A 13,099-nucleotide genomic window follows, 5' to 3' on the forward strand; every position below is an offset into this window, starting at 1 on the left:
CTCACAAAAAAGAAAAGGTATTTCATGCAAACAACACGCAATGGCGATCCCAAGGTATTGATAGCACTCGACTTTGCCGACGAGCAACAGGCGCTGGCGTTGGTGGCGCAGCTGGATCCGGCGCAGTGCCGACTCAAGGTAGGCAAGGAGATGTTTACCCTGTTCGGCCCTGAATTTGTGCGCACCCTGGTGGCGAAAGGGTTTGATGTGTTTCTGGATCTCAAGTTTCACGATATTCCCAACACCGTCGCCAAGGCGGTGGCCGCCGCCGCGGAGCTGGGCGTGTGGATGGTGAATGTGCACGCCAGTGGTGGCAGCCGTATGATGGAAGCGGCAAAGACGGCCCTGACACCCTACGGTGACAGGGCGCCGCTGCTGATTGCAGTAACCGTGCTGACCAGCATGACCGCCGAAGAGTTGAATCAGACCGGTGTGCTGCGTTCTCCCGCCGAGCAGGCGCTGGCGCTGGCGCGGTTGACCCAACAGGCCGGCCTGGACGGTGTGGTGTGCTCCGCCCAGGAAGCCAGCCTGCTGAAGAGCGAGCTGGGCCCGGACTTTAAACTGGTCACCCCGGGCATTCGGCCTGCGGGCAGTGATGCCGGCGATCAACGCCGTATCATGACTCCGGAGCTGGCGTTAAAGGCGGGCAGTGACTATCTGGTGATTGGCCGCCCCATTACTCAGGCCGAGGATCCCGCGGCGGCCCTGAGTGCTATTAACGCCAGCCTGCATGGTTGAGCCGCTATCACCCGGCCTGGATCAGGCCGGGTTGCTGCGTATTATTCGCAAACCCATGCCCTATGGTAAGTACCGTGGTCAGCCGTTGTTACGGCTCCCTCTGGCTTACTTGTGTTGGATGGAGCGCAAGGGCTGGCCGGCAGGTGGCCTGGGCGCCGAATTGGCGCTGGTGTATGAACTCAAGCACAATGGCCTGGATCAATCGCTTTATGCTCTGCTTTAGGCGGGGTCACGTTTATTTGTGATTGGCAGCGGTTACGTCAGATATAGGCTCAATATGAGTCTTAGGCATTAAAACCAATTTCTTTATACGATTTAAATAAATAAAAAAACGGGGCCCGGGGCCCCGTTTTCACACCAATCTGTGAATCACTGATTGATCAGGAACTGCTCCAGAGAGCCGCCATTTTCAATGGCTTTCTTGATCACGGCGGGCTGGCGACCTTGGCCGGTCCAGGTTTTATATTCGCCATTTTCATCGGTGTAGGCATATTTGGCCGGGCGCTTGCTGCGCGGTGCGCTGGCTTTCTTGGCCGGCTCGGCGACTTCCATCAGATCGCTGATATCAATGCCATCGGCAGCCAGCATGTCGACGTATTCCTTGAGCTTGCGCTCTTTCTGTTCGGCCTTGGCTTTCTCTTCGGCTTCAGCTTCGCGGCGCTCTTCCACCACCATGGTCAATTTGCTCAGAGCTTCTTCCAGTTGCTCCATGGTCATCTCACGGCCGGCGGCACGCAGGCTGCGAATATTCAGTAGAGTTTTCAGGAAATCGGTCATCTGTTACACCTGTTGTTTAAGTATATTTGTTTTTAATAATTTAAATTTACAGGCTGATTGCCGGTGTTGCAAGTAAATTGATTTATGTCCTGTTTTTAATGATGTCATTCGAGAAAAAATAAGAGGAAGCGGTTATTAATATGCTCGCATAATGCAACTATATTTGCGTGATGATTTTCATATTATGCAAGTGCTTTCTCACTTTTAAACTAACCCTCTCAGCGGCCGGAACCTGAGGGCAGGGTATGATGACCGGCAGCCGCTTTTTCAAGCGGATTAATGCACATGATATAGACAAATGTATTGATTTTTTGTTTTTCGGCAGTAAAATCCGCCAACTTACCTGCGTAGAGGCGCAGCGCTTATCAGTACATCGGGGCAGGGTGATGCCGTTTATCCCGATGGAAAGGAAGCGTTGCCGAAGTGTTCGGCTCTATCAAGAGCCAGGCGCTGGGATCAGTACCGAAAGGGCTGATACTGTCACGACTCCCGAGTCGTGATGCGCTACTGCTGGGAAAGAAAGGACGTGACAGTGTCGGTTTCCTGCTCCTGGTGGTTTTTTGTAACTCAAGATTCAGGTGCTGCTGTGGACACTCATCCTTTTATTCAAAGTATTTGGTCACTATTCCCTCCCGTGCTTGCCATAGTGCTGGCCATCGTTACTCGTCGCGTTTTGCTTTCCCTCGGCCTGGGCATTGTTCTGGCAGCGTTGTTGTTGCTGCAATTCCAGCCGGTCGCCGCCTTTACTCATCTCGCCGGCAAGGTATTTAACCTTTTCTGGGACGAGGGTGCCGTTAATGAATGGAATGTCAATATTCTGTTATTTTTGTTATTGCTAGGCTGTATTATCAGCATGCTCAGCCGAGCCGGCGCCACCCATGCCTTTGCCGAATGGGCGCAGGCGCGCATTAAAAGCCGGCGACAGGCCAAGGTCATGACCGGCCTGCTGGTGTTTGTCTTCTTTATCGATGATTACTTTCACAGCCTGTCGGTGGGCACCATTTGCCGGCCGATAACCGATCGTTTCGGTATTTCCCGGGCCAAGCTGGCGTATTTGCTGGATTCTACCGCGGCCCCCATTTGCGTGCTGATGCCGATATCGTCCTGGGGCGCCTATATTATCGCCCTGATCGGCGGCATTTTGGCGAGTTACGGCCTGACTGGTCAAAGCCCCCTGGCGGCTTTTTTGACCATGGGAGCCATGAATTTCTACGCCATCTTTACCCTGCTGATGGTGATTCTGGTGATCAAGGGGGGTTGGGATCTGGGGCCGATGCGTCGCCACGAGCGCCGAGCGCTGGACGGCGAGCTTTATGATGCCGACAAGGGCACCCCCCCCGGTGTGCACGATCACGAGAGAAGCGGTGGCCGAGTGTCAGACCTGTTGTTTGCCATTGGTGGCCTGACGCTGGTCACCCTGGCCGGCTTGATATGGACCGGAGCCCAGGCCCTGAGCGAGGCGGGGCAGGCGTTCAGCCTGCTGGGCGCGCTGGAAAACACCAACGTGGGTCGTTCTCTGGTGAGCGGCGGCATTGCCGGCGTGTTGATCTGCGCCCTGGCGCTGGTGCGTGAGCGCACTTCGGCACGGGACTGGCTGCACACCCTGGCGGTGGGCATCAAGGGTATGCTGCCAGCCATTTACATTCTGTTGTTCGCCTGGACCATTGCCGGCCTTATCAGCGAGCTGGAAACCGGCAAATACCTGGCGTCACTGGTGCAGCAAAACCTGCCCTTGTATCTGCTGCCGGCCATTCTCTTTGTGCTGGCCGGCATCATGGCATTCGCCACCGGTACCAGCTGGGGCACCTTTGGCGTAATGCTGCCCATCGCCGCCGACATGACCATGGCCATTGATGCCCAGATGTTGCTGCCCGGCATGGCGGCGGTGATGGCCGGTGCCGTCTTTGGCGACCACTGCTCGCCCATTTCCGACACCACCATACTGTCTTCCACCGGTGCCTCCTGCCATCACATCGATCATGTGGTGACCCAGCTGCCCTATGCCCTTTCCATGGCCGTGGTCAGCATAACCGGCTTTCTGGCACTGGGGGTGACCGGCAGCCTGCTGGCGGGATTTGCGGCGGCGGCAATGGGCTTTGTGCTGGTACTGGGAGTCTGGGCGGCGGTTCGGCGCGGCTGACCGCCGTAAAGGCGCAGAGGAAAGAGGAAAGGGCGATGTTCAGTCGCCCTCGGCATCCAGGGCCAGGCTCCAGTGCACGGCCTCTTCGTAACAACGTGCACTGGTTTGCTGATCCATGTCGATAAAGTTCAGCCGCTTCTGCAGCAGGGACCAGTTGGCCCGCTCATGATCGTGCACTACCCCCAGCAGAAACCCCAGGGTTCCCTTGCGCTCCAGCAAGGCCTGTTGCACCTGCTCGCTTACCGTCAGGTTGGGCAGCACCTCTTCCATGGTCTGATCCAGCAGCACATCCAGCAGGGAAAACAGGCCGCATAAAAATGCGTCTTCGGCCAGCTCCGGCTTTATGTTGGTGGCCATCAGCTCGCACCACCTGGCCCGAATCATGGCATGACGATACAGCTCCTGGCTTTTGCCCTTACTGATGTAGGCGGTCATCACCATGGCGGTGAATTGTTTCAGTTGCTTTTGCCCGAGGTAGACCAGGGCACTGCGCAGCTTGTCGATGCCGGAGGCCTTGTATCCCAGGTGCTGGTTATTGATGTAACGCAGCAGGTTGTAGGTGAGAGGCAAGTCCCGCATAAACAGCTCGGTCACCCTGTCGTAGTCAACGGTAGACTCCGTTACGGCGGCCATCAGATCAAAGGCGGTTCTTTCATCCGTGGTCAGCAGGCGGCGCTGAACCACCTGGGGCTGCTGAAAGTAATAGCCCTGAAAATACTGGAAGCCGAGCTTGCGTGCGGCCTCAAATTCTTCCCGGGTTTCCACTTTTTCGGCAATAAACTGCAGTGACGTATGGGGCCGGCAGGTATTAATAAGGCGCTTGCATTCCTCCAGCGGCAGTTCGCGCAAGTCCAGCTTGATAAAGTCCAGGTAGGGAAAAAAGTCATGCCAGGCTTCATGTGGAATATGATCGTCCAGGGCGACTTTCATGCCCATGGCCTTGAGATCCTGCACGCATGCCAGCAACTGAGGCGTGGGGGTCGCGTCTTCAAGGATCTCAATTACGATATTGTAATGCCGAAAACTCTCGGCCAGCCCTTCGTGCAGCAGGGTATCGGGAAAGTTTACAAAACACATGGCCGGGCCCACCAGATCTTCAATCTTCTGGCTGAGGAATTGTTCGGCCATTAGCCGGCGGGTGGCCTGTTCGGCTCCGATGTTGGGAAAACGATTGTCAAGCCCCTGGCGAAACAGCAGCTCATAGCCGAGGGGTTTGCCATGAACGTCGAGAATGGCCTGTTTGGCGACAAAACTGTAATTTTCCATGTAGACACCGCGTAAGAACCTGATTTATTAATATACAGGAAGCATATGAAACTCACCAAGCCTTGTCAGGTTCGAAACCTGTCAGGGCGCCGTGATGCTTGCTGTCCTTTTTAAAAGCGGTAATTCATTTGCAGCCCCAGCAGCCAGGCATCGCCACCCGAGCTGAATTGATAGGGGCTTTCATTGACTTCCACCTTGCCGCCATTGAGAAAGGCCAGGGCACCGTCCAGGCTCAGCGCGTCATTCACCCTATAGGTGGCGCCCAGGGTATACCAGGTGCGATCCACGTCCGGAATGGAAATGCTACGGGTGGCCGCCGGTACCGGTGACTGATCGTAGGCCAGGCCGCCGCGCAGCGTCCAGTCGGGGGAGAGCTCATGGGTGACCCCGGCGCTGATGCGCCAGCTGTTTTTGAACTTTTCGTCTTTCTGGAAGCAGTCAGGGGTACAGCGGGGATCATTACTGACCGCTTTCAGCTCTTCAAAGCTGCTCCATTCGGTCCACATCAGGCCATAGTGGAGGGTCCATTCGGGATGAACCCGGTGAAAGCCGGAAAGCTCGGCAATGGCCGGCAGGGTCAGGTCCAGAGTGGCTGATACCGGTTGGCCAGCGGTATTGAGACCAGAATAATCGCCCTTCATTGTTAGATCTATTTCCGAGCGGTAGGTCAATGCCCAGCGGTTATGTTCGTTCGCTTCCAACAGCAGGCCGATATTCCACCCATAACCCCAATCGTCACCCTCAAGACGAGCCACTTCGTCCGTTGCTTGACCACCAATGCCTCCCATCGCAGGAGGGAGCGACAGTAAGCCTTTGTGTCTGATCAACTCGGCATCCGCATAGACCGCATTAAAGCCAACACCGAGTGATAGATGCCTGTTCATTCGGTAGGCGAGGCTGGGGTTGAAGTTTATGGTGGTCAGCGAGGTTTTGCCCGCCACCGGTCCGGCATAGTGGTTGTCCTGAAAGGTGGTGGACAGGCCGTAATTGGTAAAGGCGCCAACGCCCGCCGCCCACCGTGCGTTAATGGGCTGCACATAATAGAAAAAAGGCACCACGGCATCATCGGCGATATCGTCAGACTGAGTTGGCAGCCCGGCGCTGGCGGCACCGGCGGCCTGTGGCGACGTTGGTTTGCCTTTCACATCCACTTCCGGATTGACGTAGACCGCCCCGGCCGACAGTGCCGGGCGCTCAAACAGGGTCATGGCCGCCGGGTTGCGGCCGAGCACGGCGGCGTTGTCGGCGGCGGCCCCTTCACCGGCGTAGGCTCGGCCCAGGCCACTGGTGCTTTGCTCCGCCAGCTGAAAGGCGGCGGCCTGGGCTTGGCCGGTCATGCTCGCCAGCCCGCCGGCGAGTAAGGTCAGTGTCAGCGTTTTCTGGTTCATCATCACCCTCTTTGCTGGTGGAAACACAATGGCGCGACAACCCAACGCGACCGGCCTGAAAAAGCAGCGCTGCTGCTTGGCAGATTAGGTAAGCGCGGGGTAAATGTAAAACGGCTGCTTACAAAAAAAGGGGCCATACGGCCCCTTTTGTGAGGGTCATCAAGGCTTACAGCTCGGACTCCATGCGGCGAAAGGCCAGGGTAACCGATTTGGACGGCTCCTTGTCCTTGCGGCTGACCAGGATACAGGCCAGGGCACAGATGATAAATCCGGGCACGATTTCGTAGAGATCGAACAGGCCGCCTTCCAGCTGCTTCCAGCCGATCACGGTGAGTGCCCCCAGCACAATGCCGGCCAGGGCGCCGTTACGGGTCAGGCGCGGCCAGAATACCGACAGAATGATCACCGGCCCAAAGGCGGCGCCAAAGCCGGCCCAGGCGTAGCTCACCAGGCCCAGCACCGTGGTTTGCGGATCCAGGGCGATCAACATGGCGGCCACCGCCACGGCCAGCACCGCGAAGCGGCCCACCCACACCAGTTCATTGTCGCTGGCATGAGGGCGGAGCCAGCGCTTGTAGAAGTCTTCGGTCAGGGCGGACGAGCACACCAGCAACTGGGAGTCGATGGTACTCATGATGGCCGACATGATGGCGGCGATCAGCAGGCCGGCCACCCAGGGGTTGAACACGGCGTTGGACAACGCCAGGAACACGGTCTCCGGGTTAGCCAGCGGCGCATCGGCAAAATACACTGCACCCGCCAGGCCCACGCCCAGGGCACCGATCAGCGACAGCACCATCCAGCTCATGGCAATGCGCCGTGACAGCGGCACCGAGCGGGGAGAGTCAATCGCCATAAAGCGCGCCAGAATGTGCGGCTGGCCAAAATAGCCCAGGCCCCAGGCCATCAGGCTGAGCCCGCCAAACAGCGAGAAGTCGTGGAACAGTTCCAGTTTGTGGGCATCCATGGCGGTAAGGGTGGTCATGGTCTGTTCCATGCCACCCAGTTCGTTCATCACTGCCCAGGGCATGGCGATCAGGGCGATCAGCATCAAAATGCCCTGAAAAAAGTCGGTCCAGGACACCGCCAGAAACCCACCCATAAAGGTGTAGGCCACGATCACACTGCCACCCACCAGCAGGGCGGTGAGATAGGGCAGGCCAAAGACCTGTTCAAACAGAATGGCGCCGCCCACCAGGCCGGAAGAGGTGTAGAACACAAAAAACACCAGTATGGTCAGCGCCGAGATCACGCGAATAAGGCCGCTGCGGTCGTCCAGCCGGTTCTCCAGAAAGTCGGGAAGGGTGAGGGAGTCGTTGGCCTGCTCGGTATAGACCCGCAACCGCTTGGCCACAAACAGCCAGTTGAGCCAGGCGCCGACCACCAGGCCAATGCCTATCCAGGCCTGGTTCAGGCCGTGCAGGTAAACGGCACCGGGCAGGCCCAGCAGCAGCCAGCCGCTCATGTCCGAGGCGCCCACGCTGAGTGCCGCCACGCTCGGTCCCAGGCGGCGGCCACCGAGAATATAGTCACTGAGTGAACTGGTGGCCTTGTAGGCCACCACACCGATCAACATGGTCAGCACCAGGTAGCCGACAAAGGTGATAAGAATGGGGAGTTCAATGGTCATAGCACATTCCTGTTGTTGCAAACAGCATTGGAGGCTTCCGTTCGAGAAGGGGTCAGAATGTTACACCAAAAGCGGCACAACTCTTATAGTAGTCTGGCCTCGAACGGCACGAGCATTGAAAAATGTGAGTGTGGTGTGGGGTTTGCGCGAAGCAAGATGAAGCGCCAGCGGCTGGCCGGCGCTTCGCCTGTATTCAGATGGCCTTTTCCAGTGATGCCTTGACCTTTTGCGCCATGCGGTGCACGTCTTCGCCGCGGTCGCTGACCACCACCAGACGGTTGTAACTCATGGGCATGACTTCGCCGTGCAGGTTGTCTTCGGTAAAGCGACTTTGTATTTGCAATGGTCGCTCCATGGGCACCAGAAAAACATGCACCCGTTCATGCTCGCCCTGAATCACCAGGTGGGCGGCCGGACCGCCGGCAAACATGCAGTGGTTGGCGTAATAGACCTTACCGACCTCCGCCATATCGTGCAGCTGTGTACCATAAGGACGCAACTTGGCATTGACCGTGGTGAGGGTCACTTCCTCGTCAATATAGTGAGTAAAGGGCATTTCCCGCATAACATGATGCAGGGCCACCTGGGCCACCGAGGGTGGGCCGGCCGCAGCCTGGGGCGAAAAGGTCACAAAGCGGGTGGCAAACCCCAGGGCAAAGGCCACCGAAGCGGCCATGGCCAAATGTCGCCAGCCCGGCAGCGGGCGGCTTTCCGGCTGGCGCAGCAGGTGCGATAGCATCAGTTTGTCGGGCAGGCTTGGCGGCACAGGCTCGTCCAGGGCGCGGGCAAGCTTGTGGTTAAAGCCTTTCATGTCTTCCAGAAACTGGCGGTTGCCGGCATGGGCGGAAGACGCACGTAAAAACTCCGGGCTTTTGTCATCGGGATCCGCGTAGGCCCGGCGGCGGAACTCCAGATCATCCATTGCATCGACCTCTTGCTGTCTTGTCTTGCTCAATGGCCTCTCGCAGCTGATTTCGGGCGCGAAAGAGGCGGGTCATTACGGTGTTTTTATTCAAATCCAGTATTCCGGCAATTTCTTCTCCACTGAAGCCGCCAATTACCTGCAGCAACAGCGGCTCGCGATATTCGGGGGCCAGCTCGGCAATGTGCCGGCGCAGCCATTCGTTTTCCATGTTTTGTTCCAGGCCCGGTGCCTTGCGATCGGGCACCGCCGTGGTTTCAATGTCTACCAAATCGAACTGCTTGCGTTCGAACCGACGGGCATTTTCCCGACGCAATATGGTGATCAGCCAGGCCTTGGCGGCTTTTTCTTCCTTCAAGCTGTCGAGGGCCTTCCAGGCGCGCAGAAAGGTTTCCTGTACCAGATCTTCCGCCACCTGACGGTCGTGGCACAGCCAAAAGGCATAGCGAAACAGATCGCCATGCAGGGCATACACCAAGGCCTCATAGCGCTTTTGTTTTATCATCATGCTTTTTGAGACCGTTTGCTGCCCCTGTTGCTTTCGCTTAAATACGGAAATCATCACTCAACCCGTGTAGGAGCCTGTTTTCAGTCTAACCAGTGTTGCTGCCCGTGGCGACCACCTTGTCACCCCGGCCTTGCCAGGTAAAAACGAACGAACCTGTTTGAAACCGGTTTTGCCGTTGCTACTATGTTTGAGGTCAGACCTCTTGTTGCCACAGGAAAAGGAGCAAGCATGCCGTCGACATTTCCCCTTACCACCCGGCAGGGCGATCGCGTCGCCTTCGTGACCGGCCTGCGAACCCCCTTTGCCCGCCAGGCCACCGCCCTGAACGGCATTCCGGCGCTGGATCTGGGGCGTATGGTGGTGGCCGAGCTGCTGGCCCGCACGCCGGTGGCGGCCGGTGACATTGAACAGCTGGTGTTCGGCCAGGTGATCCTGATGCCCAGTGCCCCCAATATTGCCCGGGAGATCGTGCTGGCCACCGAATTGCCGGTGAGCACCGATGCCTACAGCGTGACCCGGGCCTGCGCCACCAGTTTTCAGGCGGTGTCGAGCCTGGCCGAGTCGATGCTGGCGGGCCGGGTGCAAGTGGGCATTGCCGGCGGCGCCGATTCCGCCTCGGTGTTGCCCATCGGTGTGTCCCGCGCCTTTGCCGACGCCCTGCTGGCGCTCAGCAAGGCCAGAAGCCTGACACAAAAGCTGGCCATATTGCGCCGGTTGAAAGTCAGGGATCTGGCGCCGGTGCCGCCGGCCATTGCGGAATATTCCACCGGCCTGACCATGGGCCAGACCGCCGAACAAATGGCCAAGAGCCACGGCATTTCCCGCCGGGAGCAGGATGAATTTGCCCTGCGCTCTCACCGGCTGGCCGCCGGCGCCTGGGAGCAGGGCTGGCTCAACAATGAAGTGATGACCGCCTATGTGCCGCCGTTTGAGGCTCCCCTGAAGCAGGACAATACCCTGCGGCCCGACTCCACCCTGGACGACTACGCCCGGCTCAGGCCCGCCTTTGACAAGCGCCACGGCACCGTAACCGCCGGCAACAGCACGGCACTGACCGATGGCGCCGCCGCCGTGCTGATGATGACCGAAAGCCGCGCCCGGGCCCTGGGGCTGAAGCCCTTGGGCTATTTACGCAGCCATGCCTATGCCGCCCTTGGCGTGAAGCGCGACATGCTGTTGGGGCCGAGCTACGCCATTCCCAAGGCCCTGGCACAGGCCGGCTGCACGCTTGCCGATATGGATCTGGTCGATATGCACGAAGCCTTTGCGGCCCAGGCCCTGGCCAACCTGCAGTGCCTGGAAAGCCGTACCTTTGCCGAAAACGAGCTGGGGCTGGCGGCGCCGGTGGGCACCGTGGACATGAGTAAATTCAACGTGCTTGGCGGCTCCCTGGCCTACGGCCATCCCTTTGCCGCCACCGGCGCGCGCATCATCACCCAAACCCTGAATGAGCTGCACCGCCGGGGCGGCGGTCTGGCACTCACCACCGCCTGCGCCGCCGGCGGCCTGGGCGTGGCCATGGTTCTGGAGGCGGCCCAATGAGCGAATCAACCACCTTTACCCTGCACATCGAAGACCACATCGGCATTATTACCATGGACGTGCCCGGCGAGCGCATGAACACCCTGCGCGCGAGCTTTGCCGACGAACTGCGCACCCTGCTGGCCGACATTCGCGCTCAAGATGATATCAAGGGCCTGGTGTTTTGCTCCGGCAAGCCCGACGCCTTTATTGCCGGCGCCGACGTGCATATGCTGGATGACTGCGCGAGTGCCGAAGCAGCCGAGGCCCTGTCCCGGGCCGGGCAGGCGCTGTTCAATGAACTGGAAGCACTGGATCTGCCGCTGATCGCCGCCATTCACGGCCCCTGCCTGGGGGGAGGGCTGGAGCTGGCGCTGGCCTGCAACGGCCGAGTGTGCAGCGACGACGACCTCACTCGACTGGGGTTGCCCGAGGTGCAGCTGGGGCTGATTCCCGGTTCCGGTGGCACCCAGCGCCTGCCCCGGCGGGTGGGACTGGTGAAGGCCCTCGACATGATGCTCACCGGTAAACAGCTCAGACCAAAGCAGGCACTCAAGGCGGGGCTGGTCGACGATATGGTGCCCCGGAGCATATTGCTGGAGACCGCCATCGCCCTGGCAAAACGGGGCAAGCCCGCCCGGCACCGCACCAGGGGGTTAAAATCCCTCATGCTGGAAGGCAACCCCCTGGGCCGTAAGGTGGTGTTCGACAAGGCTCTAAGCACCCTCAGGCGCAAAGCCCGGGGCAATTATCCGGCGCCGGAGCGACTGCTGGAAGTGGTGCGCACCGGTTATGAGCGGGGCATGGCCGAGGGGCTGAAAGCCGAAGCCGAAGCCTTTGGCTTTCTGGTGATGACGCCCGAGTCGGCCTCGCTGCGCCGACTGTTTTTTGCCACCACCGACATGAAAAAGGAGACCAGCTATCAGGGCGCCGAGCCCGGTCCGGTGGCGCGGGTGGGGGTGTTGGGCGGTGGCCTGATGGGCGGCGGCATCGCCTATGTGACCGCCACCCGGGCCGGCCTGCCGGTGCGCATCAAGGACATTGATGACAGAGGGATTAATCAGGCCATGGCCATGACCCATCGCCTGCTCAATGACAAGGTAAAGAAAAAGCACCTGCGCCGTCCCGAGATGAACCGGCAACTGGCTCGGCTGACCGGCACCCTGGACTACAGCGGCTTTAACCGGGCCGATGTGGTGGTGGAGGCGGTGTTTGAAGATTTAAAGATCAAGCGCCGTATGGTGCGGGAAGTGCAAAAGCATGGTCCCGCCCACGGGGTGTTTGCCAGCAATACCTCGTCATTGCCCATTCACCGCATTGCCGAAGGGGCTGAGCGGCCCGAACGGGTCGTGGGGCTGCATTATTTCAGCCCGGTAGACAAAATGCCCCTGGCCGAGATCATTCCTCATGCCGGCACCAGCGCAGGCACGGTGGCCACGGCGCTGAAGTTGGCCCGGGCTCAGGGCAAAACCCCCATAGTGGTAAAAGACAGCGCCGGCTTTTACGTGAACCGCATTCTGGCTCCCTATATCAACGAGGCGATTCGTCTGCTGCTGGAAGGCGAGCCCGTCGAGGCCATTGACCGGGCGCTGGTGGACTACGGCTTTCCGGTAGGGCCCCTGACCTTGCTTGATGAAGTGGGCATCGACGTGGCCGCCAACATTGCCCCCGTGCTGGAAGAGGAGCTGGGCAGCCGTTTCAGGGCGCCGGCCGCCTTTGGCAAACTGCTGGAAGACAAGCGTCTCGGCAAGAAAAACGGCCGGGGCTTCTACGCCTTTGACAAAAAAGGCAAACCGGCGGATCCCGGGCTCTATCACCTGCTGGAGCTGACGCCCCAGGCTCGGCTGCCGGCCCGGGACATGGCCGAACGCTGCGTATTGTTGATGCTTAATGAAGCGGCTCTGGCCCTGAGCGAGGGCGTGGTGGCTTCGCCCCGGGATGGCGACATTGGCGCCGTGTTTGGCATTGGTTTTCCGCCCTTTACCGGTGGTCCCTTTCATTACCTGCACCAGCAGGGCATCGACACCATGGTCGCCAGAATGGAGGAATATGTGCGCAAATACGGCGAACGCTTTACCCCCTGCGCGCCGCTCAGGCAAATGGCCGAGCAAGGGGAGAGTTATTACTGAGCAGGGGCGGTGTGATCCCTGAAATGACGCCGAACCCTTGTATTGTTTTTGTCTTTCCCCCTTGAAAACGGCCCGGTCAT

The 13,099-nt window shown here is 59.1% G+C and carries 11 protein-coding genes and 1 riboswitch; of the genes, 5 read left to right on the forward strand and 6 right to left on the reverse strand.

The features are described from left to right. The first annotated feature begins 24 nt into the window (after positions 1-24). Positions 25-738 carry an orotidine-5'-phosphate decarboxylase gene (gene pyrF, locus OJHNALOF_RS13325; protein WP_165662305.1) on the forward strand — a complete coding sequence of 238 codons (714 nt, stop codon included), beginning with the start codon at positions 25-27 and terminating at the stop codon, positions 736-738. Further along, complete coding sequence (locus OJHNALOF_RS13330; protein WP_165662306.1) at positions 731-961, forward strand: DUF3820 family protein; 231 nt, start codon at positions 731-733, stop codon at positions 959-961. The genes pyrF and OJHNALOF_RS13330 overlap by 8 nt, the downstream gene beginning before the upstream one ends. A gap of 146 nt (positions 962-1,107) precedes the next feature. Here the strand turns inward: OJHNALOF_RS13330 and OJHNALOF_RS13335 are convergent, their stop codons facing one another. Beyond that, positions 1,108-1,515 (reverse strand): H-NS family nucleoid-associated regulatory protein, encoded by a 408-nt coding sequence (locus OJHNALOF_RS13335; protein WP_094198870.1) that lies wholly within the window; start codon positions 1,513-1,515, stop codon positions 1,108-1,110. Positions 1,516-1,855: 340 nt separating this feature from the next. Further along, a riboswitch (Lysine riboswitch) is annotated at positions 1,856-2,030 on the forward strand. A 71-nt stretch (positions 2,031-2,101) separates the two neighbouring features. Here OJHNALOF_RS13335 and OJHNALOF_RS13340 point away from each other — a divergent pair. Next, complete coding sequence (locus OJHNALOF_RS13340) at positions 2,102-3,655, forward strand: Na+/H+ antiporter NhaC family protein (protein WP_370462327.1); 1,554 nt, start codon at positions 2,102-2,104, stop codon at positions 3,653-3,655. A gap of 39 nt (positions 3,656-3,694) precedes the next feature. On the opposite strand, the gene OJHNALOF_RS13345 is transcribed toward OJHNALOF_RS13340, so the two are convergent. From OJHNALOF_RS13345 to OJHNALOF_RS13365, 5 genes are all read right to left on the reverse strand, one after another. Next, positions 3,695-4,921 carry an EAL and HDOD domain-containing protein gene (locus OJHNALOF_RS13345; RefSeq protein ID WP_165662308.1) on the reverse strand — a complete coding sequence of 409 codons (1,227 nt, stop codon included), beginning with the start codon at positions 4,919-4,921 and terminating at the stop codon, positions 3,695-3,697. Between the two features lie 110 nt (positions 4,922-5,031). After that, complete coding sequence (locus tag OJHNALOF_RS13350; RefSeq protein ID WP_165662309.1) at positions 5,032-6,309, reverse strand: outer membrane protein transport protein; 1,278 nt, start codon at positions 6,307-6,309, stop codon at positions 5,032-5,034. Positions 6,310-6,475: 166 nt separating this feature from the next. Further along, positions 6,476-7,939, reverse strand: a complete 1,464-nt coding sequence (putP, locus tag OJHNALOF_RS13355; RefSeq protein ID WP_094198875.1) for a sodium/proline symporter PutP — start codon at positions 7,937-7,939, stop codon at positions 6,476-6,478. 193 nt (positions 7,940-8,132) lie between these two features. Beyond that, positions 8,133-8,861, reverse strand: coding sequence for a DUF3379 domain-containing protein (locus tag OJHNALOF_RS13360; protein WP_165662310.1), 729 nt, complete (start codon positions 8,859-8,861; stop codon positions 8,133-8,135). Next, on the reverse strand, positions 8,854-9,369 hold the full coding sequence (locus tag OJHNALOF_RS13365; protein ID WP_240919731.1) for a sigma-70 family RNA polymerase sigma factor: 516 nt from the start codon (positions 9,367-9,369) through the stop codon (positions 8,854-8,856). The genes OJHNALOF_RS13360 and OJHNALOF_RS13365 overlap by 8 nt, the downstream gene beginning before the upstream one ends. A gap of 228 nt (positions 9,370-9,597) precedes the next feature. On the opposite strand from OJHNALOF_RS13365, the gene fadI reads away from it, so the two are divergent. Beyond that, positions 9,598-10,911 carry an acetyl-CoA C-acyltransferase FadI gene (gene fadI, locus OJHNALOF_RS13370; RefSeq protein ID WP_165662311.1) on the forward strand — a complete coding sequence of 438 codons (1,314 nt, stop codon included), beginning with the start codon at positions 9,598-9,600 and terminating at the stop codon, positions 10,909-10,911. Continuing rightward, the gene (gene fadJ / locus OJHNALOF_RS13375) at positions 10,908-13,019 is read left to right on the forward strand and encodes a fatty acid oxidation complex subunit alpha FadJ (RefSeq protein ID WP_165662312.1); all 2,112 of its coding nucleotides are present in this window, start codon (positions 10,908-10,910) and stop codon (positions 13,017-13,019) included. Before fadI ends, fadJ begins: the two co-directional genes overlap by 4 nt. Positions 13,020-13,099: the final 80 nt, after the last annotated feature.

Source organism: Oceanimonas sp. MB9, assembly GCF_011319775.1.
GTDB classification, from domain to species: domain Bacteria; phylum Pseudomonadota; class Gammaproteobacteria; order Enterobacterales; family Aeromonadaceae; genus Oceanimonas; species Oceanimonas doudoroffii.